A 22,697-nucleotide genomic window follows, 5' to 3' on the forward strand; every position below is an offset into this window, starting at 1 on the left:
ATGAACTACTATAGTTAGAGCATCATGGCTTATGTCATCGACATTGATGCGCGCACCGCGCGTTTTGCTCTTCACGCCGGCCGCCTCCAAGCAGGCGGTTAGCCGGACGGTGTTCGCGCCGTCCGGGCTCTTTTCCAGCTTTCGTGACCTCCACTCGAGAGGTCGTCTTGAAGCAGAAGGAGTGCGCCGTGCTGCCTCTTCCAAAAATCGCACTGACCTCATCAGACTATCCGCGGCTCGAACAGCTCGCCCGCCTCGCCGTCCAAAAAGGAGATTTGGACGGGATGTTCCTCATGGGCGAAATCAACCGCGCCGATATCGTCCCGGACGAAGCGGACAACGTCCGTCCTTTCGTGACGATCGGATCATGGGTCACCCATTGCACGAATTGGGGCGTTCCGCGTCGCACCGTGCAACTGGTCTGGCCCGAGGAGTGCTGGTCGGATCCCGCCTGCATTTCGGTGTTGACCCCACTGGGTACAGCTTTGATCGGACTGCAGGTCGGCGACCAGATGCCGTACTTCGTCGCCGGATGCCTGAATGTCGTCAGGGTCCAAAGCCTGACCCCATCGGATTCAAAGGTCGTCCCACTCTTCCGGAGAGGGACGAGGCGGCCAGGCAACCCTTTCGACGACGACCCCGGACCAACTGCAGCATAGGAGCGACCAATGCGCAATTTCGAAGCTGAGAGCCGGCGAGAACAGCCGGCGTTGCCACCGATCAAGATCACTGAGGACGAATCACGGCGCCTCAGTTCCTTGGCCAATTCGAGCATGGATCTGTTTCCGCGAGTGGCCCATTTTCTGGCTCGAGAGATGGAACGTGCCACGGTGACGGACGAGAACAACTTGCGAGGCGTGATCAGGATGGGGTCGAAAGTGACCTATCGCGACGACGAGACGGGTGCGAGCCGAGAGATCGTGCTGGTCTATCCGCATGAGGCAAACATCGAGCTCAATCAGATCTCGGTCCTGACGCCTGTTGGAGCGGCCTTGATCGGCCTATCGCCGGGGCAGCGGATCGACTTCGAGACGCCCCACAGGCGCACCAGGGGCCTGACCGTTCTCGCTGTGTCCGAATAAGCCCTCGCGTTTAGTAAGATCGAACATCGCCGCCTCTGCGATGTGGGCGCGCCGTCCCGAGGCGTCGCGCCCGGATGTGGGCGTGTTTTTTGATTGGATTCGATGGACCGGATTGCCTGCGACGGAGGTTGCTGCCGTGCAGCAAGTCACTCGCCGTAAGCTTCGCGAATCAGCGCCCGGCACGTTCCGGCACCGAACTCAGACGAGCCACTCAGGGTTTGGCATTGTTCAGGAACGCCTCCTCGCTCTTCGCCGTTGACCCTCGTTAGACACACAGTGGAAACAGCCATGAAGAACATCAGTGCCGGCCAGATCGCGCTGTTGGTTGCTCTGGGAGCCATGTTGATCCTGACCGGCGTTTGGGCTGTCTCGATCTGGGGAGCCAGCAGTGGGGTCGAAATGGGCAAGCATGGCTGGATCGCGCTTGGGCTCGGAGCTTTCTTCTCGCTGGTTATCGGCTGCGGGCTGATGGCCCTGATGTTCTTCAGCAGCCGCAGCGGCCACGACGATGTCGCCGATCCCTTCCGTCGGCGGAGCGGCGAAGACAGATAGTCGGGCCCGCGAGCGAGCAGGGGGTAGTCACCCTAGCTTGCTGCCAGCGTTGCCAGGAACTGCTCCAGCGACGGCTGAGCGGCTGTCTGCATCTTGTGCAGATCCTCGGGCTTGAGGTTTGTATAGCGTTGCAACATTCGCCAATCCTTATGGCCCGTCACCATAGCGACCTGCTGTATTGAGAAACCCGCTTCGAAGAGTCTGCTTGTCCCGTCGTGACGCAAATCGTGAAAGCAAAGATCATCGATATCGATCGCGTTGCAAGACCTGCGGAAAGCGGCCCCGACGGACTTCGAGTGGTAAGGAAATACGCGCCCGAGACCGCGCGTCAGAATGCGTTGCTCCAGCATGATCTGCCACGCAGCATAGTCTGTCGAATTTAGGAGAGGGACGATTTGATGGTTTCCGTCCTTGCACCTCGGATCTTTGCGGTCGCGAATGGTGACAGTTCGCTTCGTCATATCGACATCGGACCATTCGATCCGGCAGATCTCGGCTTGGCGCATGGCCTGCGCAGGATCGTCGAGGTGCAGCGCGATCAAATCGGAAAATATTCGAGGCTGCTCAAAAGGCCGGGAGCGTCGAATTGGGGTGCCGCGGTCGATTGAACGCTCGAACATCCAGTGCCCACTCTCCGCATCACGCCGCCGGACGAAGGTGTTTGCGACGTACTCGTTCTTCCTCCTGACTTGAACGCGCCAGCTGCCCGACTTGACCTTCGTAAAGGTCGGCATTGCGTGTGCACTCCACCCCGATTTCGTGTGCGCTACGTGTGCACCGGGAGATCAAACGCGGTACAAACGTGTGCAATTTGGGCTAATTTGGAGTGCACACGTGTGCACTTGTTCCTGCTCTAGTCCATTGTAAGGATAGGATAACTACTTGGAATATCAAGACTATCGCTTTTCTGTGGCGCCCATGATGGATTGGAACGAGAGTTCAGTATTTTCAGTTGGTTAGAAGGCGGCGTGTGCGCGACGTGTGCACCGGGAGATCAAGAAAAAATACATTGACGGCAAGCGTGGGCGATCACGCCTGAGGCAATTTGACGTCTGCAGAAGCTCGCGCGCCTGGCGCTCCGATTTTCACAGTGGGTGAATCCACCAGCGAAGTTTCTCAGAGCAGCTGAGTCTTAATCAGCGGGTCCCAGGTTCGAGCCCTGGTGCGCCCACCAAACTTTTCAATAGCTTAGGGGTTTCTCGCGGACGTCATTCCGACAGACGGCCGATGGCTATTCCGACAAACCGGCTGCTTTTGTTCTTTCCTCTCGCCGCTTCTTGGTGCCTGAAATTAGCTGTTTCCGTGTGCGCTTTGCATAGGTCGGCAATTGCCGCGATGACCGGTGGCGCCCGGCCGCTCTCAGCTCAGCGTCCGTCAGATCGCTGTCAGCCCCCTCGGTAAAGCCGCCGTGGCGGAACGAAGTGAATGACAGCTCTTCCCGTAGACTGGCCGCCCGAATGATCTTTTTCACGACCTCCCGCAGATATCGAAGATCCTGTCGCTCCGTAATCCATGGCAGCGGAATAGGTGATCTCCGGTGCTTATGATCACGCCGCAAAGCCAGCCCGGAGACGATGCCTTGCTTGATGTCGTCCAGTTCTGCCATCAGTTCGGGAAACAAGGTCTCGCCGGTCTCGTCAAAGAGGGGCCAGGCAAGCTATTTAGAAAGGTTTGAAGGTCTTCTATCGGTATCCACAGGAGGCGGCAGCGTTCGCAATTTTCTCCCGCTGCGCCTCCCATTTTTTTCAAACTGAGCTTGCGCGATCGATCACGTTCACTATGTCACGCGCAAGCCTATTTACGCTGTGGGGATCCCGCAGGTGTCGCAAGGAGGGACTCCTTACGCAATTGAAGAGCAGCGAGGCAACGGCGTACTGACGATCAGCGCCTATGTGCGCACCTCCTGATTGAACTTCCCGCCTCAAGTCGAGGCTCTCGCGGGGAGTGATCCAGGCACATCGTATCGATTCGTGAGTCGTAGAGGCGGCTATGATCAAAGCAGCGGGACTTGAGCGAGCCGACTTGTACTATGCCCTTGAGACGTACATTGCTAGGCTACTTCAGGCGGGCTTGGTGGCGTTGAGACAATCCTCGTCTGCGACGCGGGCCAAGGCATGGTAGCGACAGGATCGCTCTAAAAGTTGCCATGCGGGCTCGGCAAGTCGATAGGCGAGGGAGTCTTACATCGGATCTTTGTGTGCTGATCGGACAGTCGGTTCGGTGACGCATGGCAAGCCTTTTTCCATGTCCTCGGCTGACGTGACTTCTTGGAGTTGCTGGAGCCGCCGACGTCTCGGCAGAAGCGCAGCGGCTGAAGTCAAGTTCCTTGTATTTCCCTACCGGCTCATCCCGAACGGTTCGTTGGCTGCTTTTGTCACATGGGCCCAAGTTTGCCGAAGCTTGACCAACATGGCGCTCGGGCTGTCCATCTCGGTGCTGGAAGGTCCCGCAATCCGAAATGCACAACTGGCCTATCTTCCGGATTCCTCCTCGAATCGCTTGAGCGACCATTCCAGCTCACCGCTGCTACAAAGAGTGAAAAGGATGGGATCCTTGTCAAGCGAGTAACTCGCTTGCACCTCGCCTACGAGGGCGAGTGCCTTGCGGACCAAGGATGGGAAGAACTTATCGATTTTTTGAAGAGCATAGTCGAGCGTCCTCTCATGCAGGTAAACCGTGTCGTCCCTCCATTCTGTCCGGTCCTTCCGGTATAGCTCAGCCAGGGACTCGACTGTCCATTTGTCTTCAAGATAGAGCGACGCCATCCGGCAGGACTCGTACAGCGCCCGGAACTGGAGGTGCTGTTCGGTCTGCACTCCATGAACACGTCGCGGTTTTGGTTCATCCTTATGAACTCGCCGAAGGCGTCGACGTGACTGACCAGGCTTGTGATGTGAAACGAGAAGTGGTCGTGTAGGCGTTCTCGCGTATAAAGCCGGCGCAGCATTTCTAAACCGTTCTCGGATGTCAGCGAGAGCGCGTCCACTAGCGCGAAGCTGATGGTCTCTTGACTGGCAAGTTTGTCGTAGTCCCGCCGGAGCGCCTCCTTGACAGGGACGAAGAAGATGTTTTGGGCAGAGAGATCGGCGACGAACAGAAACACGGGTATGGGAAGGCCGAGCCAGTAGGCGGCGGTTGACGTCTTTACCGAGGGGGATCTGGCAATACGACCACCGTCCTCAGACGGTTGCCACTCGATACTTCGGACGCCTTTGAGTTGGCCGGACAGCAAATGACCGGTGATTTCACCGGTGGCTTCCACGAGCTCGATGTAAGCATCAATACCGTAGTCCCGCTCAGATACCTCACGAACGATCCATTCCTGGGGTGCAAGGCTTTGGAGCAGCCGCCAAGAGCCGGCTTCGGTTACATGGGTGTTCGTCCGTTTTGGAAAGCGTAGCTTCATCCCCGTCCGCCGTGCGTAGAAGGCCCGTATGAGCGTACGAGCGGCTTAGGTGTCATCATCACGGCCCCGGCCTTTCAACGCGTGAGGACTGCTTCGGACCGATAGAGCGCTTCTTCATAGAACGTTTCTGCGGCCAAGATCCTGCCAACACGGCAGATGGCAAATTCCCTTGAACAAAGTCCGCGCAGGCGCAAAGGACATCCTGCAAAGGCATACGGGCTGGTCCTTTGACACTGCATTCCCAGACTGTCAGCACCCGCCAGCGACCGCCGCGAAGGGCATCGTACGTCTTGCTGTCGCGCTTACGGTTCGCCTCTATTTTCGCACGCCAGAACTCGCTGCGTGTACCGGGCAAGAAAACTGCAACTGGAGCGGTAGGTGTAAGTATGTGATACATCTGATTATTATCAATTCACTTGCAGATTTGCAGGATTTGCAATCACTCCGGTTTTCTTCGGATCACTTCGAAAATCCGTATGGGTTGCAAATCTGCAAATCGGTCTCGAAGGAAGGTTTGCAATGCTTGATCTAGACACGATTGAAGAGGTCGACGACTGCGATGGCGAGGCGCTGCACGTCTATGGTTGCGACCCATCCACTGGTGAGTGGTGTTGGCAATGGGTGCCCGTTGAGATGCTGCTTGAAGCTGGACGGGGCGACCTGGTGCCGTGGTTGCAAGGGTAGGCGGAGGGGTGCCAACACGCTCTCCAGTCATTCAAACAGGGACCGACGCCCCCAGCCTTCCTTCCGCGCGTGCAAAACCGGAGGGGAAACATGGTCGGGTAGGGGCCGGCTCAAAGTCCAAGCCCATCTGCTTCCTGCAAACCAGCCGTCCAGCCACGCGTAAATTTTATTCCGCGTTTGATTATTTATCAAACCCGCCAGCTGTACGGACATTCCAGCACTTGGCCGCAGAAGCCGCACTAATCAGTAGAGCCGATAACGGCAAGGTCAGCAGCACCATCGTCACGAGGTTTCCATGAAAAAACATACCCCACTCGAGTCCCGCCTCGCTCGCGCCGGCAGGCGCTCTGATTTGCGACTCCTGCAAGATTACGCTGCGCCAAACGCGCCTTCGGCCTGGATGCCCGCGAATGATAACGAAGTTGGTGGCACCCAGGTTGACCGGATCGTGGAAATCCGACCGTCGCCTGACGAAATGGTTCGGCTCGCCGCGAAGGACGCTATTCGCGCGCGCGACGGATATGGCCCTATCATTGCGGCGGAGCTTGATGCGCCGATGCGGGCGCGCCTGCGCATTGACAGCCGTGGGCAGATCACCGCCTGGCTCGGATCTGACGGGCGCTGGCATGACACTGCGGAGTTGTTTAGGCAGCCCAAAGGCAAGCGCCGAAAGACAGATGAAGAGCGGCAGGCAGATAACGACAGACACCTTTCCCTTCCGGCCACGGGCGCGTTTCCCGAGGTCGAGCGCGGCTCGGAAGGCCAAGACTATCGGCGCAATCGCGCAGCCCGCTGGGCGCAGACATTATCCGCATGCAACGGTAATAGGCGCCGGGAGATTGACCGCCTTGGCGTCGGCGGCGGGCACGCGTTTGGGGAAGCTTGGGCCAATGCGGGGTTGCCGCCGGCCTGTCGTATTCCAAGGTACACGACTGCCATCGCCCCGGGCGCCGAGTTCTAGGATATCGCCAGCACGGCAGCGTCACCGCGACGCCGGGCAGCTTCGTGGGGCCGGCGGGTGGGCCAGAGGATGCCTTTATCGCCGGCCTAGATGTACCGCAACTCGCTGCCGCACTGGCGGTCCATGCGGCGGTTTTGGAGGCTAGTCTAGATGGCCGGACAGCCCGCGAGATAGCCGCCGCTAATAGCTGGGGAAATACCAAGGTCGGCGAGCGCAAAGCCGTGGCAGCGCAGGATCTAGCTTGGAGGCGCTGGCTGCGATGGAGAAAAAGCTCGCGGCCTAGCAATGAAACCATGGTCGCGCCTCATTTGAGACTGGAATCGCCGATCAACATCTCCCGCGCGCTAGAGCGGGGGAGACTGCGAGACGTGGCGAACCAGCGGCGACGTAACGTCTATGCTGCGCAGATATTGGTCGACGGCAGTTCTGTGCGGTGCAAGGTCCGCCATCTCACGGATTCCTCTGCAATCGTTCAAATCGATAGCGCGCCTTTCGTGCCCGCGGCTTTCGGCCTGCGCGTTCCAAGTGCTGGCTTGAATATTGATTGCTCGGTTGTATGGCGTGATGAGCGCCGTCTCGCTGTGAAGTTTCTGAACTGACCGCCAGTGTTTTGTAGACGCGCGTCCGAACGCGAACGCCCTGATATTCAGAAACAGCTCGGTGGGCGGGGAGCGCTGGGCGAATGGTACCGGTTCGAGTGGCGGAGTTGCACGGTGACGAGCCGACAGCGCGCCGATGCTGAGCAAGCAAGCGGCGGCCCCGCGCAAAACTGGCCGACGTCGAGACCGCATTAGAATTTGTTCGGCGTCGTCTGGAGGATGCTAGGGGCGCGGCATCAGTGGCGGTGTGTGCGGCCGTGCCGCCCGAGGATGCGAAACGCGTCAAGGCGATGGTTGCTGCTGTGGAGACATTCAGACTGCGCGTGACGATACGATGCGATGGTCGATGATCTGGTCGCGAAGGATGTTGCGTGGACGAGCTTGGCGCCGAAGGGGGAGGGGTGATTCAGGCTCTCAGAAGTTTCGCCCCGCGCGCCGGCCGCACAGTCACAGAGTTTAGGCCGCAAGTTTTCAGATTATTTTCCACGCCGCGCAGACGGCCAACAGGAACACGTACGGACACAATGACGCCCGCAAACGATAACGGCCCCATTCAGGCCGACGACTTCACCGACCCTTGGCGTCCGCCGTGCTGGTTGGCAAACACCATGCCTGACCTCCCGATCTTCCTGGTGCAGCTGCGCGCGGCTGATGTGTAGATGACGGCCCTGGAAGCCTCGCCAGGAACGCTGGCGCGCTCGCGCAGGAAGGTTTAACCTTCCTGAACCCCATGTTCGAAATTCCCGCCCGCGGGGCGTCTCGTGTTTACAGCCAACACCGCGCTGCAGCGCGTCGTCCTGGACCAAGCCTCTGAAAGCGTTCCGCGACGCGAGATCGCCGCGCGCCCACATGCGTACCTGACGATCTCAATAGAGGCCACGGATGCGAGATACGCGCGGAGGCGCTGGGGCAGGCCGGACGTGACCGCCTGCCGCAAGCGTACCACGCGGCGCGGTGCCAGGCGGGGGGCCGCGTGAATTTTCAGATCACTGTCCTGAAGATCCTGGTGAGCTACCCGGACGGCTTTGCCGTAATGGACGATCTCAAGCGCGATATGGCGATCCTGGCAACCAGCGGCCCGGATTGGGCCGACCGGACCAAGCGGCTAGCCGCGCGCGTGCCTGGCTTGGACATCTTCGCGCAATGTCTCGTTGTGCGCGAAAGTGGCGGTTGGAAGATCACCAGCGAGGGGCGGGCCGTGTTGGAGCTCATGGAGGCGCGCCGCGTCACCGACGAACCACTCAACACCGCTCCTGCCGAGAACGCCGTTGTGCAGGTGCCGCCTCTGCGGCTCTCGGCCGATCGGGGCAAGCGCAGGAGCGAGCGCCGTCAGCGCCGCCGTGCGGCTCGCGAGCAGGCTCGAAATGCGTCTGGAGCTATGATGCGTTTTCGAGCTCGGCCCCATCTCCTCGATCGGCCGAAGAGAAAGCCGCCGGTGTTGCTCCGGCGGCTCGGGATAGTCGCGGACTGTTGAATGCCTTCCCAGCCCCAAGCGTACCGCCGTTACCTTGTTTGCGGCCATGCCACCCCGCTCTACCGAGCGCGTTTCGGTTCGGCCATCCGGGTGGCGAGTTGTGCACGGGATCCTTACAGAGTAAGGCGCGCAACGAGGTGGACGGGAGCAGAATCCACGCGGTTCGGAACACCGCAGCCCACACCTCAGCGGTGGTAGTCCATGCCTCCCGGGCAACTGGGTTTGTCGAGGATATGATCGAGGAAGTGATATTGAAATTACCGATCGAGCCTTAGGTGTTCCTCCTGAAGAACGCTCTATCACGTCGCGTTCTCTAGCCGTTCGGCGGCCGTTCTCGTTGACGTTGAAAATACAACCTGGAATCGCGATTGCGGTTGTATGAGAGAACGCCCGGGAACGCCGCTTCGGCTCCCCGGTTGGAGAGTCGTGAATAAGGTAGGTAGACTGCCCCGCCGTCGGCTCCCAACACCGGCGGCGGGCTTTTTGTGAGTTGCGTCAGTGGCAAAGCGTACCAAGGCTCCGGCCAAGAAGCCGCGAGCTTCCATGCCGGGCTTTATCAGCCCCCAGCTTGCGACCCTGAAGATGAAAGCGCCTTCGGGGGCTCACTGGATTCACGAAGTCAAATACGACGGCTATCGCATCCAGCTTCACATCGACCGCGACGACCGGAAGGCTTTCTCCAGGAACGGGCACAACTGGGTCAATCGGTTCTCGGTTATTGCTGGTGCCTTCGACATTCCGGGTCAGGCCATCGTGGACGGCGAGGTGGTGGTCATCCACGAAGGGCGGACCAACTTCTCAGAACTTCAGGCGGACCTCGGCAGGGGCGACCAGGACCGGCTGGTTTACTTCGCCTTCGATCTTCTATGGCTGGACGGTAAGGACCTTCGCAGAATGGCTCAGCTTGCCCGCAAGGAGCTGCTGAAGCAGCTGATAGACGAGAACGGGCTGGAAGCACCGATCTTCTATAGTGAGCACCATGAAGGTGATGGGCAGGCGCTGTTCGAGGCGGCCAGCAAGCTGAACTACGAGGGCATCGTCTCCAAGCGGGTTGATGCGCCGTACCGCTCGGAGCGGGTTGAGGCCTGGCAGAAGATCAAGACCGTCCAGCGCGAGAAATTCCCCGTCGTTGGCTTCGTCAAGGACCCCTCCGGCGTCGCCGCGCTCTACCTCGGTAAGCAGGAAGGGAAAGAGCTGCGGTACATGGGGAAGGTCGGGACGGGCTGGAGCCGGACGAAGTCGGCGGAAATCCGCAAGGCGCTTTATACTGTCGCCAGCCCGAAGCAAAAGCTCACCAAGCCCATCAAGAAACCGAAAGCCACCTGGGTCGAGCCGAAATTCTACGCCGACATCGAATACCGCGACATCACCTCGGAAGGCCTGCTGCGGGCCAGTTCGTTCAAAGGGTTATCCAAAAAATAGCTCACGTACATTCGACGCCATCGCATGCGGGCTACTGATGCCTCCGCCTGGGCGATGAAGACGCGGTGGCGTTGATGCGCCAAGGATCCAAGCAGACGGGTTCTATTGAAGCCTCTCACCATTGCTCGCCAAAGGCAGGACGAGCCCACTACGGGGACGCGAGCAGGGCTCCTGCTCGAGCGCACCCATAACGCAGATTAAGCGATCAGCGCGGAGGCGCCAGCTTCATGCGCAGCGGTAGGAACGGGGCGCAGCAGGTCAAGTTTTCCAAGCATATGCTGCAACCTCCCCAGACTAGGCCTCCGTCCTCCCGGAGGCCTTCCTTTTGGGAACACAGCCGTCTTACGGGCGTTTTCCTCGCCAGTGAGTGGAGTACCGGCATGCCGGATCGCGTAGCCCGAGCGGTAAAAGAAGCCCAGGCCATCCTGGCTCGCTATGTCGAGCCTGGGCCGATGGACAGCGAAAAAACGATCAATGACCTACTGGCCGTTCTCGACGATGAGCGGCTTGTAAAGGCGATGGAGGAGGAGGATGAGCGACAATCTCACCAAATGGGACCAGCGCGAGCCTAGCAAGATCAACATGCACGAAGACTTCGAGGTCAAGTATTGGACCAAGGAGCTTGGTGTCTTAAGGGACGAACTGCAGAAGGCCGTCGACAAGGTGGGCAATTCGGCCGCCGCGGTTCGCAAAGAACTGGCGGCGTAACCGAGGCGCGCGGTGCTTGCGATCTATGGAGCAGGGGCCGCGCGCTTTTCATGCCATGACCAATCCCAACTGTCCCATCTGCTTAGGCATCGGCTTTGTCTACGAGAGCCACCCGGACCGGGCATGGAGCGCAGAGCTCCGCTGCCAGTGTGGTGCCGGTGACCCGTGCAATGGCGCTAAGCAGAGCCTACTGACTGCCTACCTGGAGCCCGCGGAGACATGGTGAAAAATGAGGGCGGTCACAGCGCCCATGAGCAGCGTACGCTAATGCGACATGTCGTCCGCTGTTTGAAACGTGCCAACGTCGCAGTCACAAATTTTCAGCAGTTTCGCGAAGATGTTCGGAGATGCGCACGTTGATGCAAGGGCAGGGTTTAGATGGAGAACAACCATCGAAAGCTTTCCTTGGCATTTGTTGCCACGCTGCCACTCATTTCGATGCCCGCTGCCGCGCAGCAGACGCGCGCGACGTCTCAGGCCGGTGTGGACCAAAATGTGCAAACTGAAGCCGACAAAGGCGTAAAAACCCGTAACCCCGGTGAATCTGGCTATGTCGCCAATCAGGACAAGCCCGGCGCGGCTTCTCATGCGCCCGGGGAGACAACCAGCACGGCAGGAACGACAACCGGAAGCAGTACACCGAACGATCAACCAAGCATCAACAGTTCGCAGGCCGACTACAATGCTTCCCTAAAGGACGGCTCCGCGCCGAAAAAATAGCGAAGCGAGACTGCTTGGAGAACAGGGCGTGGAAGTTTCGAAGCACAATGGAGATCGCGCGTGACGCCAACGCCATAAGAACTGAAAGTCGCCATGGGCCGTTGGGGTCTCGAGCAAATGGATCGCCAATTAGGCCTTCGATCGGAGGGTAAAGAGTTGTCGGCCTTAGACGAGAGAGCGAGATGGCGCTGGCACGGCGGCGCGTGGCCGTGGAGGCCTGGCTGCGATGGAGATAGAGGCTCGTGGCCAATGAAACCATGGTCCAGCCTCATTTGAGACTGGAATCGCCGATCAATATCTCTCGCGCGCTAGAGCGGGGAGACTGCGGGACGTGGCGAACGAGCGGCGACGTAACGTCTATACTGCGCAGATATTGGTCGAGGGCAGTCCTGTGCGATGCAAGGTCCGGCACCTCACGGATTCTTCTGCGATCGTCCAAATCGATAGCGCGCCTATCGTGCCCGCGGCATTTGGGCTGCGTGTTCCATGTGCTGGCTTGAATGTTGATTGCTCCGTTGTATGGCGTAATGAGCGCCGTCTCGCTGTGAAGTTTCTGAACTGATCGCGACGTCTTTGTCGACGCGGGTTCCGACCTTTGGACCGTATTGATCTATAGGGATGCTGATCCCGAGGTGACGTGTAAACTCAGCGCGTTCGATCCCGCGCGCGTCTTTTCTTACCGGCTTGGTGCCGTGAAGCGGCGTCGTTCTGCGCAGGTGAGGCCTGAGGCAGTTGCCGTATTCCGACAAGGCATCAAAATTTTTGTGCGGCCCTCACGACCCATACGAGTTCAGGGACCTAAGGATCGCAATCGCCGCCGCTCTCGGGCGATCAAAGTTCCGCGCATCTCCGCTGGATCGCGAGCCAAGGTCGTTGATCGGCTGCGACGTTGAGTCGGCCGACGTCGCGCTCGAATTGCGGGCGCGGCTTCTGAAGGAAATTGGGGAGCGGCGCCTATTCATGAGAGACGCTGCATGAAGAGCCTGACGACCTTCTCGATTATTCTTTCGCACCTGCCACAGAACGTCTCGTCGCCGAACAACATGGTTTGCGACTAACAACGAGATGGCGGATACGGCAAGTACGACGACAAGAAGATCCAAAATCATCCGAGCCTCAAACTCTCAATCACTTCACGGGGCAACCGAAGTCGCCGAGCACCGCGCGCGGCTAATGAGCGGACGGAAATCAGTCCTGAGCTAATGCCTTCCGGCAGATCAAACGCGAGGGTAGCCGCAGCCAAATAGTGCGCTGCAGCCCTACGTCCCGGCTCCTAATAATACCGATTTAAATAGTCTGAATTAAATAGGTCGGTTTCGCAAGCGCCCGTCAGTTCCTTTGAGGGAACTTCCGCCAAAAAACCTATTTTTGAAAAGCGGAAGCGTATAGTAGTATTCTATTAATCTATCTTTTTTTGCAGATCTGACTGATTGTGAGGGGCCAATGGATGCTTTTTGTAGCCCACGTCGCCGCCATTTTTCTGAGGAACTCCAAAAGCTAAACGACTTGATGCTGGAGGTCCAACGGCTGCGCAGGCGCGTTGCGCTAGCAGAGATCGAACTCCGAAAACATACGGACGTTAAGAAAGCCCGCCTTGCGACAAGGCGAGGATTTAGGCTTGTCGTAGATGCGAGCGTCGGAGAGACGGCTATTTCTACGTAATTCTTTCCTTGGGAGATTCCAATGAGCGTGGCTCTTCCCTATGTCGGACTTGTAGTGTGTTTCGCAGTGTCGGGTTGGCTTACAATTACTTACATGCTTTAGCCTCCGCCGAGCGGTCGCCCCTATTCGTTGTTCAATGACACCGAGTAGCGGTTTCGACATGTGTTGATCACTCAGAGAACGCCATCGGCGAAAGCCAGGCAATCCTCGTCGGCTGTGACCGCGAGCCGGTTGATGTTGTGCTGGACCTCGGGCGCAGCTTTTGAAAAATGGGTCCTGTCGGTCGGCGCGGCAGGGGGACTCCGGCGCAAAGCGATTGCGGAGCCGTGGCCTCCAAGCCGCTTGCTTTTGTCTGAGTTCCAGTATTGGTTTTAGTTTTTGGAAAGGGAGACGTTACGTGGCTATGGGGACAGTGAAATGGTTTAATCCGACGAAAGGCTACGGGTTCATTCAACCTGACAACGGCGGCAAGGACGTCTTCGTCCATATTTCGGCGGTTGAGAAAGCCGGCTTAAGCAGCCTCAATGAGGGAGCCAAAGTCAGTTTTGACGTCGTGAACAATCGCGAAAAAGACTCGGCGGAAAATCTGCGCGTCGAGTGAGCCCTCCAAACGCGCCGTGAAGATAGGCGCCACACGAAAAGGCCGCAGCGGCGAACCACTGCGGCCAGCCGGGTAAAATGAAGACGTGAAAGATTGATTCCAGCCCCGGCAAGACAAGCCTACAGCGACAGTGCGGGGGCGCAATGTCGTCGATGTCACACTTATGGAAAACTTAAACGTCAGTCTTGCTGACTGAGGGAGGGCCCGCCGGGGCTGGCGATAGCGAGCCCTCAACCTCTAGCACGAGGCCGCGAGATTCAGCGGCGCATCGCAAGACGAATAATCTGCACCCGAGCGTGTCAGATTGATGTCAAACCAGTATCGAAATTCGGTAGGTCGGTTCTGTGTGAGCCAGCGAGCTTTCAATCACCGTTGATGGCCCAGACCAATTCTCAAGTAGAGCGCCTTCTGACGTAGCGAGCCCTCGGTTCGCTTGGTTATCTTGGCTATTTTCATGACAGGCGTTCGTGCCTTTGAGTGCGCCTTGAGTTCCTTGACGTCGGACGTGGTCCACTCGCGACGAACTACTTGTTTCTTCTTCGGCAAGCGGCGCTCCTTCAATGTTGAAGGCGCGGTCTCACAACATAGTGCGCAGTTCGCAACCCGCGCGCTTAGAGCTACACCTCGTCGTCGTGCTTGCGCGAATGCAGCGCGTGAAGTCCGAGACGCCGTCGACGCCGAGCAACCACAGTCTCACCGTCGATGACGAATTGCTGCTCGCGGTTCTTCAGCGCCGCCTGGACGATCCAGGGGAAACGCTTCGTCCAGTCATGGCCGTTCCTGGTGATCAGCCGCACGGCTTTGCCCTGGCGCTCGACGCGCAGGCGGTAGCCGTCATATTTGACTTCGTGAATCCAGTCGGGATCAGCAGGCGCGGCCTTTGCCGCCGTGGGCAGGCAGAACTCGAACGCTTTCAACATGGCCAACAGATAGGTTGCGGGACGGCTTTTTGGAGTCTGCCGGCCTATTTCTGCGGCTTCCGGCGCGGCTTTCCTGCCGAGTTCCTCACCAGCGAGCGCATGACCTCGATGCTGGTGAGGTTGTTATCAAAGCCCTTCGGCAGCACCGGCATCTCGTCGGGCGTGGCTTTGTTGCAGTCGGGGCAGGGCTCCCCGGCGCCGCCGCAGCCACAGGCTTTTGGCCCCTCCCAACGCCGATCGGGATGGTTCTCGCAAACCCAGTGGGTGTTGTCACAGCGCGTACATGTCATAAGGCTGATCTCCTCGTATAATGCGACCTGATCAGGACTCAACATGACCCGCGCCGATGATCTCACCAAAAAGATGATCCTTCGCATCAACCCGGAGGGCGCCCGGGCTCTGAAGGTTCTGGCTGCAGAGAATGACACCACTCTAGTTGCCCTTGCAGTCGAGGCCTTCATGATCTGCTAAGGAAACACGGGAAAAGGGCTTGTTAAAAATCCACTTCAAGGCGGGAATAGATCTTCCGTCATTGAACCGCCGGCCCTTCCTCGATCTCCCGGCCGTGCAGATGGTCGAGCACGTCGCCGAGGTCTCGCGTGTCCGGTACCTTGCCGCAGATCGTGCAGCGGATGAAGCATCGCGCTCGTCTTGCGGCGCAGGGCCTTTCAGCTTGCCCTCCCGGAACATCAAACGGCGCCCTTCAGCGGCAGCGTGAGCTGGATGTCAAACCGCTTGGTGGCGTTGGCGCTGATGAAGCCCTCCAATGCGGCTGAGACTTCATCGTCGCTGTCAGCCGCGCGTTGGGCCAGCGCGTCGGCCACGCCAGAAGTCGCGTCGCGCGACCATCCCTCGATCGCGTCGAAGCAAACGATCCGGACCGGATAGAGGTACTGGCCGGAGAGGAGGCCTTGCAGCACGGTCTCGAGGTCGGTGTCCGCTTCGTCCGTCTCGCGCCAGGCGCAGCCGGCACGATCGTGGGCGGGAAGCGCATACGCTTACTCCATACAATCGGCCGACCGGGCGATACGGCTCCGGCTTAAGGGGCTCTTGAGGGTGGCCGGGGCCGCTCCGCCAGCTCTGCCGGCGAGCCGGCACGGTTTAACCTTCAACCAAGTTCCATGTTCCTTTCCGGGAGTAACGGCGGCATAATTTCACGTATTTCAGTGTCCGTTTTCCCGATCAGGTCTTTGCCATGCCCCAAGGAGTTGAAGATCTTCAGATGCTACGCCTGATCACAGCCTTCCAGAAGATCGCAGACAAGGACGCGCGACGCCTTGTCCTGATGTTCGTTGAGGAGCAGCTTGAGAAGCAGCAGGCGCAGTCGCGTCAAAAGCGCGGGCCGACCGAGCACTAAGGCGCGATTGCAGGTAGCCGCATTTGGGCGGGCGTCTTCTCAGCCGCAGGCACTGCCGCTATTGCGAGGTCCAAGCGGTCTGCGATCAATGCAGCGCCGCGCGGATGTTCTATGATGAAGGCTTTACATTGCGGTGTTGAGGCCATGAACCCTAGAAAGTCCATTTACCAGCCACTGCATGTTCGCCTGTCGAATGAGCGTGGACCGATCGTTCGCCTAACGTTCGCCGAAATCGAGGAAGTCCTAGGACGCAAGCTCCCGGCGTCGGCTCGAAAGTTCACCTCGTGGTGGAGCAACGAGAACGTCCGCGCAGGTCACAGTCAAGCACGCGCTTGGCTCGATGCTGGCTTCGCCGTCAAGGTCTCGCTAAAAAATCTGACGGTCGAATTCGAACGTGGAGCGAAGCCGAGCCGATCGCAGCGTCTCACCTCACCAGCGGATTAGGGTCGCGCGCTTCGTCCTGATTTGCTTCACTCTTTCCAGTGCAGCTTGGCGCAGTTAGGGCATTGGTACACCCCGACTTCGCGACCGGACTGGGTGTCGAGAACGAAGGTTCTCAGGATTGTCGGGATGTCGCAGTTCTCGCAGCGTGGATGCTGCTCTGCTCTGGCCACTCGCTTCAGCATTGATTCGGTCCCCAACCTTCGCGTTTATACAACGCGCGTCAGATGGGTGCCTTCAAGCAAGTTAAAGCGGGCGGACGGTGCTCTGGCGGTACCACGGCCGCCGGCGGCCCTGGATCTCGCGGGCCTTCCTTATCTCATCGTAACTGATCTGCCCGTGCAGATCGTCCCATGCGTTTCGAAAGCGGGCCTTGGCCTCGGCGAGGCTGCCGGCCCCACCGCGGTGCTGGTCGCGCTGCGGCACGTTCGGCAGGAAGACCGACCAGGACCACCCGTTGATGCCGGCGACGCCCACGCCGCGGAAGATCCGTCCGATCGAAAGCTCGTCCCAGATCACCTCGTAATCGTCGGGCGCGGTTTCGCCGCCGACGGTGCGGCGCATGGTGAGGTCGTCTGACATGCGAGAACGAATAAGGAATTTCCCATCACCCGAAAAGGGTATTCAAAAGGTGAGAAAACCAGGCCGTTTTTGTCAACGAAATCAGCGGGGCTAAGTCAGTCCTTACGCGCGCGGCTGACGACGATTTTTATCGCACCTATTCCCAGCGGCCACTCAGCTTGGCCCGCGCGGCGATCGTCGTCTCGATCTCTTGCACCATCTCTCCGAGCCGTTCGAACAGCGCGCGCGTCTGCCTGTCGGGCGCAGTTCTTGACAATCGAGCACAATATTCCACCTCCGCCCGAAACTTCTCGCGCTGGGCAATCAATTCTTCCATACCGCTACGTCCCGGACACCAAACGACCGGAAATTGTAGCGCCTGGCGCCGGGTCGGTGACCTGGGAACTTTCCCAGGGTCCAAGCTCTACGATTGCGCTGCAGAGGAAAGCCGGGATGAATGCGAGCCGGACCGCACGGCTGCGACGACCAGCGGGGGGGCCACGATGGCGACAATGGACGACTTCCGGGAGGAACTTGAGGCTCAGATTGCCAGGGCGGCCAGGCAGGGCCGTCCTCACGTCGAGATCAATGCCGGCGAGCTGCACCGAGTCGTTTGCCCAGACGAGAACCTGCACTCGATGGCCTGCGAGGCGATGCGGCAGTTGCAAAACCCCGGTGACCAGATAGTCCATGCGCCACCAGCCGGCGATGGACCTTCCTTCACGATCCGCTACATGCTTCCGCGATCACAGCCGGGGTCGTTTTAACGCATGCGCGCGCCGCGCTGCGGATCCTGTGGCGCGGGTCTGTTTCATTTCAAAGCGGCGCGCATGGCATGGGGAGTCTCCATGCGGCTAAGCCCCAACTTTCGCCTCGGATGCGTTGTAAGCATCTCATCGACTCAGGGAATATCGTGGATCGTTTAGCAACCGTCAGGCCGCTCATGTGGGGACTAGTTCTGGTCGGCCTGGCGCTGTTCGTCGCGCTCAATCTTCCTTGGTAAGGTGATCGCACATCCGACTTAAGAGCTCGCTGGTTCACGCTGGCGGGCCACTGTGCTAGCACCACCAGTGCCGTGCCGATCGTGCGAAACGTCGCGGCGTCGGTCGCAGGAGCAGCCTTTTAGCCGTTCCTGCGACCTTCACTTTCGAGGCTCCGGCGCTCTAATCCGCAATTGGATCGGCTGCCGGGAGCACGGGGGCTGGAAACCGATCCATGCCATGGCACTCCCGTAGTTGTCCCGACTCCATTGTTGGTATGGGGTGTTCTACTGTGAGAACACCGGCGCGATTTAATACCAACCAATTTCAAGTTGCCCGGGAATGCCGCAGTGGGGCTGGAACCACGCTGCGGCTTTTCCCTTGAGCGAACCCAATTCTTTGTTGAGCCGTATCTGGCCGGAGCATGTTTTCCGGGGGAGATTGTGAGCATCCAAGGCATCGTGGCGACCATATTGGAGCAAGAGCTGGCAGCGCGTGGCGTGCACTCGTTGAGGCATTCCGACTGCATGGAGATCGTTGAAAATCTACTCGTTCGCTTGAAGGAGCTGGACCAGGAATTGGCCGCACGAAAGATCGAGCCAAGCTAAGCTAGAAGGAGAGACAACCCCGGCTTGAGGCCCTGAGGATTGATGCCGGGGTCGCTCCGCCATCTCAAAGAAGAGAGCTAGCGAGACAGCAAGCTGGGCAGTGATGCTAGGTTCCTACGGCTTTCAGCAGCCGCACATAGGTGCCGCTTTCGTGCAGATCGAGCCAGCCCTTCTCGACAGCGCACCTGATGCCGGCACCGAACTCGGTGCCGCTTCCCTTGAGCGTGTAGAGGAAGGGATAGTTGATCTTCTCAATGTGGATGCGGCCGTCCTGTACCGCATCAACCCTCGAAGCTAGCTGAACGAGCTGGCGCGCGGCGACTTCCGGATCGGCGAAAGGGCGTTCGGTGACGTGCTTCATCGCTGGAATCAAAACCTCAGCCCCATGCTTGGCCTGACTTGCCCGCGACTGTCATGCCAGTTCGGAACATATGCACAGATCCTGCGGCGCCGCAGGCTGAGCAGACCAGGCGCAAGCCGACGCGCGACCACGGCTGATCGTGCGGGAGTGTATTGAGCCGCACGTCGACCATGCGATCGCAGCGGCCGTTCAGGCATTGGATATTGCAGGTCACATGGCCGTCGGCCAGCCATTCCGCAGGGCTGCGGGTGGATAGTGGCCGGACCATTTCGTGCATCGACGAACGCGCATGCTGCTAAGCGGCATCGTAAGCACCGCGCAAATTATCGAGTCCCGGTAGGGTGGAACGCGCGCGAACTAGCGCTTGTCGTAGGTGGCCTGAAGCTCCGCCGGGTGACGCTGGCACGTGGTCCCCCCTGAGCCGACAAGCGAAAATGAAGCCGCCGGGCAAACAATACCTTGTCCCGGCGGCTTGATATCCGTCCAGCCCCGGGACGGGATTAGCAAAAATCCCGGATATCGTTAGGTCTCTCGGTACTACTTCCACTTTAAGAGCGGTGACAAGGCACGGACGGACGACGACGGCGTAGACCTACCGGACATCTCGGCCGCGACACGGGAGGCCGAACAAGCTGCTCGGGAACTATTGGCAGAGGCAATCAAGGCCCGAAAACCTGATGTGCCGGCGGCGGTGGTAGTCACCGACGAGTCCGGCACGGAAGTATATTCACTCCCCTTCGTGGCAGTGCTGCCGAAGGCCCTCAAAAAGTAGGGCCTCCTCAGTAAGCGGCCTCTCTCATTTGGCCTTGATGGCGTAGAGACCGCCCCGGCTTCAGGGCGGCTTTTGGGGTGCGCCGAGGGCCGCTCCGCCAGCTTGGGCGAGGTAGCGCGAATTCAAATGCCCGCGCGCCTTTCCGTTCCTTCAAAGCCTCAACTCGCGGCCCACGTCTCTGCCAGCTGTGTGCCAATGCGAAAATGGCTTCGCCTTGCAATTGTGTCGGTCTTCTGGCGCACTGCTCAGATTGTCGAGATGTTTTTGCGGTCTATTTATTTTGAGGTCGTGATGATTATTTCTGATCGTATCCCCTATGCCGCTATCGCCTTGCATCAACGTGTCGCAATTCTAGAACATCAGATTGCAGAATTGGGCGTGTTGCGACACCGATTAATGCAAGCTGAGTTGCGACGCTACCTGTCGAGGTCGTGCCGGCGAGCTTCCGAAAAATCGCGCACACGCCGTCACAGTAGATAACCTTCCGCGCTCAACCGACAAAGCGTTGCCGGCTCCCGCTTGTAAGCCCAAGCTGTGGGAACACGTGAGTCGGGGGATTCATGGAACGGAAGCCGTTTGATAGCATGTCGGTTGAAGAGCTGTGGCAATTCCACGCGCTCGTAAATGACATTCTTGCCGCGAGGCTCGTGGCCAAAAAGCAAGAGCTGGAGCGACGGCTTGGCCTGCTCAACCCAGAAGACAAGACTCCTCGCAGCTAGGCATTAAGAGAGATAAGGAAGGTGCCCTCAGTTGCGCCTTTCTGCCGGTGGATTCTTTTTTGCCGACGGATGAAGAGGCTAAAGATCGTCAGAGAAATTCTAGATGCTCAGCGGCCCGTCTCCACCATCAGAGCGGCTATCAGGCGAATTTCGTCCCGTGTATCTTGCACACGAGCCGGAGCTTGATTCGTCATGCTGGAAACTTTCTCATGTTGCTGGGGATCGGGGCCGTGGCCCTCCTGCTGATCGCGTTCTGGGGATTGCACAGACACGTATAAGTCGCTTGTAGAATCGCTCTATGCTAGCTCGGCCAAACCTTACGGGGAAAGCAGGGAATGGTTAGGCCCGGCGCGTCTTACCGGACAAGGACGCGTCGGGCCGCGAGTGCTAATCGCGCATTACGCAGGCTGGCAGCGCCTTGCCCTTGGCAAAATACGCGTTGGCTAACGAGCGTTCGGCCTCACAAATTGCGGCGGCTCGCCGCTGCTGAAATCCTGCATCCGCATGAGTTGGCGGCGTATCAATAGAACGCGACGGCGATACGTTTTTCTTTACGCCAGACGACTGAACAGCGACGTGGGTCACCGTCCGGAATGACAGTCAGCGCGAATTCGTCGGGAATCTTTTCATTTCCTGCAATATCAAGGGCGGCACCGTATACAGAGATGCTGCGGATCAAGCAATTTGCTTTTGAACGGCCGAAGCTGATTGAGCCGGACTTTGGGATGCGTGTCGAATGAGAACTGTTCTGCTCCATAGTTTTTCTCCGAGAAAAGGATTCGCCCGCAGAGCGCACGTCGGTTGTCGTCGCACCTACTGCCTCAAAATGAGTTCGTTAGAATCTCGGTAGCCCATCCAACCCGGCGTGGCCTAAATAAATACCACATTAAATCGGACTGTTACATTAAATATGCTTTAATATAATAAATCTAAAAATTAGCTAAAAATGGAAGTCCCTTAGGTTGTGGGAGTTACGCGAGACTGAAAGACCGCCAGTCGCTTGAGGATCTAAGGATGCACCGCCAGCGCCTGGCGGTCGACCTGAAAGCCTGGGAGGGCTTTGGTTGCAGGTTAGCGATTGCCCAGATGGAGCGGGACATCGCGGCGATAGACACTGGGCTGGAGGCGCTTTCGGGGTCTGAGGCCAATTAGGCTAACGGGCCAACCCGGTGGCGGCGAGTGCGCAAGCGAGGGCAAGTGCTGCGATCTTTCATCATGGCTGCCCTCGCACTGGTTTGGGGATCCTCGTCCGCGCTCAGCCTGACGTCGGAGGAGATCATCGCTAAGCTTCGCGCCGCCGGCTATTCGCACATCCAGGAACTACCAGCCGGAAAGATAAAGACCTACAAGGCCGTCAAGGAAGGCACCGCGCGCTCGCTAATCGTCGACAGCACCGGCCACATCGCAGAGGTGGCGAGATAGCTAACGGGCAGACGAAGCCAGACGTCTTTACTGGACAGTGTGCCGGTTGGCGTCGCAATCTCCATATCGACGACGCGAAACGAGCCATGACTTTCGTAAACGTAGCGAAGATGCCAGACCGGGCCGGGGTCCGGCGAGATGGCGAGATCGTCCAAGGCAGACGCGACGTATCGAACGGCATCGCGTCGCCCGATCGGTGCGGAGAACATCGTCTCTATCAGCACGGCCAAGCTCATGCCGCCGACCAGCATGGCTCGTGCAGCTTCGTCGCCGTGAGAAAGCCGGAGGGCGGTCACGATGACGGCGATAGCGTCGGGGTTCTTCAGAGCCACAGCAGGTTCGCTTCGCCAGCAAAAACACAATGCCGGACGCCGCCCTTTTCATGCAAGCGACAAGGAGCCGACGCCAAGATATCTCAAGCGACAAACATGCCCACTGCGAGCCGCGCTTGCGGAATGTGGGCGCCGCCTTCAGGGTCTACTCGTGTGGGTCGTTTCCCTTCGGTTCTTGCAAGAATTTGGGCATGTGTCCACGCGCATCACGATCGCGCGGGGCGGGGCGTTCGGACGGGTCGCGACCGAGCTTGGACTGCAGCTCGACGAGGTCGGTGAAGACGTCGGCCTGCCGGCGCAGCTCGTCGGCGATCATCGGCGGCTGGCTCGCGATCGTGGAAATCACGGTGACC

26 protein-coding genes and 2 pseudogenes are annotated in these 22,697 nt (G+C 58.9%); 15 read left to right on the forward strand and 13 right to left on the reverse strand.

Annotated elements, in window-relative coordinates; genetic code table 11:
* The first annotated feature begins 167 nt into the window (after window positions 1-167).
* The 3 genes from IVA75_RS38880 (at window position 168) to IVA75_RS38890 (ending at window position 1,634) form a co-directional block, all read left to right on the forward strand.
* Window positions 168-659 (forward strand): GreA/GreB family elongation factor, encoded by a 492-nt coding sequence (locus IVA75_RS38880; RefSeq protein WP_247282400.1) that lies wholly within the window; start codon window positions 168-170, stop codon window positions 657-659.
* Between the two features lie 9 nt (window positions 660-668).
* Window positions 669-1,082 (forward strand): nucleoside diphosphate kinase regulator, encoded by a 414-nt coding sequence (gene rnk / locus IVA75_RS38885; protein ID WP_247282401.1) that lies wholly within the window; start codon window positions 669-671, stop codon window positions 1,080-1,082.
* A gap of 288 nt (window positions 1,083-1,370) precedes the next feature.
* Window positions 1,371-1,634, forward strand: coding sequence for a hypothetical protein (locus IVA75_RS38890; protein ID WP_027569393.1), 264 nt, complete (start codon window positions 1,371-1,373; stop codon window positions 1,632-1,634).
* A 32-nt stretch (window positions 1,635-1,666) separates the two neighbouring features.
* On the opposite strand, the gene IVA75_RS38895 is transcribed toward IVA75_RS38890, so the two are convergent.
* The 3 genes from IVA75_RS38895 to IVA75_RS38905 all read right to left on the reverse strand — a co-directional run bounded on the left by IVA75_RS38895 (window position 1,667) and on the right by IVA75_RS38905 (window position 5,040).
* Window positions 1,667-2,368 carry a site-specific integrase gene (locus IVA75_RS38895; RefSeq protein WP_247282402.1) on the reverse strand — a complete coding sequence of 234 codons (702 nt, stop codon included), beginning with the start codon at window positions 2,366-2,368 and terminating at the stop codon, window positions 1,667-1,669.
* A 497-nt stretch (window positions 2,369-2,865) separates the two neighbouring features.
* Complete coding sequence (locus tag IVA75_RS38900; protein ID WP_247282403.1) at window positions 2,866-3,255, reverse strand: hypothetical protein; 390 nt, start codon at window positions 3,253-3,255, stop codon at window positions 2,866-2,868.
* A gap of 963 nt (window positions 3,256-4,218) precedes the next feature.
* A complete protein-coding gene (locus IVA75_RS38905; RefSeq protein ID WP_247282404.1) occupies window positions 4,219-5,040 on the reverse strand; it encodes a DUF4365 domain-containing protein in 822 nt (273 codons plus the stop codon).
* Between the two features lie 519 nt (window positions 5,041-5,559).
* Between IVA75_RS38905 and IVA75_RS38910 the strand changes: the two genes are divergently transcribed.
* The 7 genes from IVA75_RS38910 to IVA75_RS38940 all read left to right on the forward strand — a co-directional run bounded on the left by IVA75_RS38910 (window position 5,560) and on the right by IVA75_RS38940 (window position 13,871).
* Window positions 5,560-5,724, forward strand: a complete 165-nt coding sequence (locus tag IVA75_RS38910; RefSeq protein ID WP_247282405.1) for a hypothetical protein — start codon at window positions 5,560-5,562, stop codon at window positions 5,722-5,724.
* Between the two features lie 295 nt (window positions 5,725-6,019).
* Window positions 6,020-6,685: a hypothetical protein gene (locus tag IVA75_RS38915; protein WP_247282406.1), complete on the forward strand. Its 666-nt coding sequence runs from the start codon at window positions 6,020-6,022 to the stop codon at window positions 6,683-6,685.
* 1,572 nt (window positions 6,686-8,257) lie between these two features.
* Window positions 8,258-8,758: a hypothetical protein gene (locus IVA75_RS38920; protein WP_247282407.1), complete on the forward strand. Its 501-nt coding sequence runs from the start codon at window positions 8,258-8,260 to the stop codon at window positions 8,756-8,758.
* A 498-nt stretch (window positions 8,759-9,256) separates the two neighbouring features.
* The gene (gene ligD, locus IVA75_RS38925; protein WP_247282408.1) at window positions 9,257-10,180 is read left to right on the forward strand and encodes a non-homologous end-joining DNA ligase; all 924 of its coding nucleotides are present in this window, start codon (window positions 9,257-9,259) and stop codon (window positions 10,178-10,180) included.
* 531 nt (window positions 10,181-10,711) lie between these two features.
* Window positions 10,712-10,888, forward strand: a complete 177-nt coding sequence (locus IVA75_RS38930; protein ID WP_247282409.1) for a DUF3606 domain-containing protein — start codon at window positions 10,712-10,714, stop codon at window positions 10,886-10,888.
* 378 nt (window positions 10,889-11,266) lie between these two features.
* Complete coding sequence (locus IVA75_RS38935) at window positions 11,267-11,608, forward strand: hypothetical protein (protein WP_247282410.1); 342 nt, start codon at window positions 11,267-11,269, stop codon at window positions 11,606-11,608.
* 2,059 nt (window positions 11,609-13,667) lie between these two features.
* Window positions 13,668-13,871: a cold-shock protein gene (locus IVA75_RS38940; protein WP_247282411.1), complete on the forward strand. Its 204-nt coding sequence runs from the start codon at window positions 13,668-13,670 to the stop codon at window positions 13,869-13,871.
* 366 nt (window positions 13,872-14,237) lie between these two features.
* Here IVA75_RS38940 and IVA75_RS38945 read toward each other — a convergent pair whose 3' ends face one another.
* From IVA75_RS38945 to IVA75_RS38955, 3 genes are all read right to left on the reverse strand, one after another.
* Window positions 14,238-14,417 carry a hypothetical protein gene (locus tag IVA75_RS38945; RefSeq protein ID WP_247282412.1) on the reverse strand — a complete coding sequence of 60 codons (180 nt, stop codon included), beginning with the start codon at window positions 14,415-14,417 and terminating at the stop codon, window positions 14,238-14,240.
* Window positions 14,418-14,488: 71 nt separating this feature from the next.
* A complete protein-coding gene (locus IVA75_RS38950) occupies window positions 14,489-14,791 on the reverse strand; it encodes a hypothetical protein (RefSeq protein WP_247282413.1) in 303 nt (100 codons plus the stop codon).
* A gap of 44 nt (window positions 14,792-14,835) precedes the next feature.
* Window positions 14,836-15,126 carry a hypothetical protein gene (locus tag IVA75_RS38955; RefSeq protein WP_247282414.1) on the reverse strand — a complete coding sequence of 97 codons (291 nt, stop codon included), beginning with the start codon at window positions 15,124-15,126 and terminating at the stop codon, window positions 14,836-14,838.
* Here IVA75_RS38955 and IVA75_RS38960 point away from each other — a divergent pair.
* Window positions 15,125-15,262: a hypothetical protein gene (locus IVA75_RS38960; RefSeq protein ID WP_247282415.1), complete on the forward strand. Its 138-nt coding sequence runs from the start codon at window positions 15,125-15,127 to the stop codon at window positions 15,260-15,262. The two genes, IVA75_RS38955 and IVA75_RS38960, sit on opposite strands and share 2 nt — an antisense overlap.
* Before the next feature lie 218 nt (window positions 15,263-15,480).
* On the opposite strand, the pseudogene IVA75_RS38965 reads toward IVA75_RS38960, so the two are convergent.
* Window positions 15,481-15,765, reverse strand: a pseudogene (locus IVA75_RS38965) (hypothetical protein); the annotation flags it as partial.
* A 248-nt stretch (window positions 15,766-16,013) separates the two neighbouring features.
* On the opposite strand from IVA75_RS38965, the gene IVA75_RS40240 reads away from it, so the two are divergent.
* Window positions 16,014-16,148: a hypothetical protein gene (locus tag IVA75_RS40240; protein WP_256465072.1), complete on the forward strand. Its 135-nt coding sequence runs from the start codon at window positions 16,014-16,016 to the stop codon at window positions 16,146-16,148.
* A gap of 687 nt (window positions 16,149-16,835) precedes the next feature.
* On the opposite strand, the gene IVA75_RS38970 is transcribed toward IVA75_RS40240, so the two are convergent.
* Window positions 16,836-17,153, reverse strand: a complete 318-nt coding sequence (locus tag IVA75_RS38970; RefSeq protein WP_247282416.1) for a hypothetical protein — start codon at window positions 17,151-17,153, stop codon at window positions 16,836-16,838.
* A 154-nt stretch (window positions 17,154-17,307) separates the two neighbouring features.
* Entirely contained in the window at window positions 17,308-17,487 is a 180-nt protein-coding gene (locus IVA75_RS38975) for a hypothetical protein (RefSeq protein ID WP_247282417.1), read from the reverse strand.
* Between the two features lie 166 nt (window positions 17,488-17,653).
* Between IVA75_RS38975 and IVA75_RS38980 the strand changes: the two genes are divergently transcribed.
* Window positions 17,654-17,917: a hypothetical protein gene (locus IVA75_RS38980; RefSeq protein WP_247282418.1), complete on the forward strand. Its 264-nt coding sequence runs from the start codon at window positions 17,654-17,656 to the stop codon at window positions 17,915-17,917.
* A gap of 563 nt (window positions 17,918-18,480) precedes the next feature.
* Complete coding sequence (locus IVA75_RS38985) at window positions 18,481-18,738, forward strand: hypothetical protein (RefSeq protein WP_247282419.1); 258 nt, start codon at window positions 18,481-18,483, stop codon at window positions 18,736-18,738.
* A gap of 106 nt (window positions 18,739-18,844) precedes the next feature.
* Here the strand turns inward: IVA75_RS38985 and IVA75_RS38990 are convergent, their stop codons facing one another.
* On the reverse strand, window positions 18,845-19,099 hold the full coding sequence (locus IVA75_RS38990) for a hypothetical protein (protein WP_247282420.1): 255 nt from the start codon (window positions 19,097-19,099) through the stop codon (window positions 18,845-18,847).
* A 1,332-nt stretch (window positions 19,100-20,431) separates the two neighbouring features.
* On the opposite strand from IVA75_RS38990, the gene IVA75_RS38995 reads away from it, so the two are divergent.
* The gene (locus IVA75_RS38995; protein ID WP_247282421.1) at window positions 20,432-20,590 is read left to right on the forward strand and encodes a hypothetical protein; all 159 of its coding nucleotides are present in this window, start codon (window positions 20,432-20,434) and stop codon (window positions 20,588-20,590) included.
* Between the two features lie 520 nt (window positions 20,591-21,110).
* Here IVA75_RS38995 and IVA75_RS39000 read toward each other — a convergent pair.
* The 3 genes and pseudogenes from IVA75_RS39000 to IVA75_RS39010 all read right to left on the reverse strand — a co-directional run.
* Window positions 21,111-21,347 (reverse strand): PilZ domain-containing protein, encoded by a 237-nt coding sequence (locus IVA75_RS39000; RefSeq protein WP_247282422.1) that lies wholly within the window; start codon window positions 21,345-21,347, stop codon window positions 21,111-21,113.
* Window positions 21,348-21,933: 586 nt separating this feature from the next.
* The gene (locus tag IVA75_RS39005) at window positions 21,934-22,344 is read right to left on the reverse strand and encodes a hypothetical protein (protein WP_247282423.1); all 411 of its coding nucleotides are present in this window, start codon (window positions 22,342-22,344) and stop codon (window positions 21,934-21,936) included.
* A 145-nt stretch (window positions 22,345-22,489) separates the two neighbouring features.
* A pseudogene (locus IVA75_RS39010) lies at window positions 22,490-22,697 on the reverse strand (NYN domain-containing protein); the annotation flags it as partial.

The organism is Bradyrhizobium sp. 134, from assembly GCF_023074155.1.
Lineage (GTDB): Bacteria > Pseudomonadota > Alphaproteobacteria > Rhizobiales > Xanthobacteraceae > Bradyrhizobium.

Coding starts and splice junctions, on each gene's coding strand:
- rnk (WP_247282401.1), top strand. CDS start 669: ATGCGCAATTTCGAAGCTGAGAGCCGGCGAGAACAGCCGGCGTTGCCA.
- IVA75_RS38890 (WP_027569393.1), top strand. CDS start 1,371: ATGAAGAACATCAGTGCCGGCCAGATCGCGCTGTTGGTTGCTCTGGGA.
- IVA75_RS38895 (WP_247282402.1), bottom strand. CDS start 2,368: ATGCCGACCTTTACGAAGGTCAAGTCGGGCAGCTGGCGCGTTCAAGTC.
- IVA75_RS38905 (WP_247282404.1), bottom strand. CDS start 5,040: ATGAAGCTACGCTTTCCAAAACGGACGAACACCCATGTAACCGAAGCC.
- IVA75_RS38910 (WP_247282405.1), top strand. CDS start 5,560: ATGCTTGATCTAGACACGATTGAAGAGGTCGACGACTGCGATGGCGAG.
- IVA75_RS38915 (WP_247282406.1), top strand. CDS start 6,020: ATGAAAAAACATACCCCACTCGAGTCCCGCCTCGCTCGCGCCGGCAGG.
- IVA75_RS38930 (WP_247282409.1), top strand. CDS start 10,712: ATGAGCGACAATCTCACCAAATGGGACCAGCGCGAGCCTAGCAAGATC.
- IVA75_RS38935 (WP_247282410.1), top strand. CDS start 11,267: ATGGAGAACAACCATCGAAAGCTTTCCTTGGCATTTGTTGCCACGCTG.
- IVA75_RS38950 (WP_247282413.1), bottom strand. CDS start 14,791: ATGTTGAAAGCGTTCGAGTTCTGCCTGCCCACGGCGGCAAAGGCCGCG.
- IVA75_RS38960 (WP_247282415.1), top strand. CDS start 15,125: ATGACCCGCGCCGATGATCTCACCAAAAAGATGATCCTTCGCATCAAC.
- IVA75_RS38955 (WP_247282414.1), bottom strand. CDS start 15,126: ATGTTGAGTCCTGATCAGGTCGCATTATACGAGGAGATCAGCCTTATG.
- IVA75_RS40240 (WP_256465072.1), top strand. CDS start 16,014: ATGCTACGCCTGATCACAGCCTTCCAGAAGATCGCAGACAAGGACGCG.
- IVA75_RS38970 (WP_247282416.1), bottom strand. CDS start 17,153: ATGCGCCGCACCGTCGGCGGCGAAACCGCGCCCGACGATTACGAGGTG.
- IVA75_RS38975 (WP_247282417.1), bottom strand. CDS start 17,487: ATGGAAGAATTGATTGCCCAGCGCGAGAAGTTTCGGGCGGAGGTGGAA.
- IVA75_RS38980 (WP_247282418.1), top strand. CDS start 17,654: ATGGCGACAATGGACGACTTCCGGGAGGAACTTGAGGCTCAGATTGCC.
- IVA75_RS38990 (WP_247282420.1), bottom strand. CDS start 19,099: ATGAAGCACGTCACCGAACGCCCTTTCGCCGATCCGGAAGTCGCCGCG.
- IVA75_RS38995 (WP_247282421.1), top strand. CDS start 20,432: ATGGAACGGAAGCCGTTTGATAGCATGTCGGTTGAAGAGCTGTGGCAA.
- IVA75_RS39000 (WP_247282422.1), bottom strand. CDS start 21,347: ATGGAGCAGAACAGTTCTCATTCGACACGCATCCCAAAGTCCGGCTCA.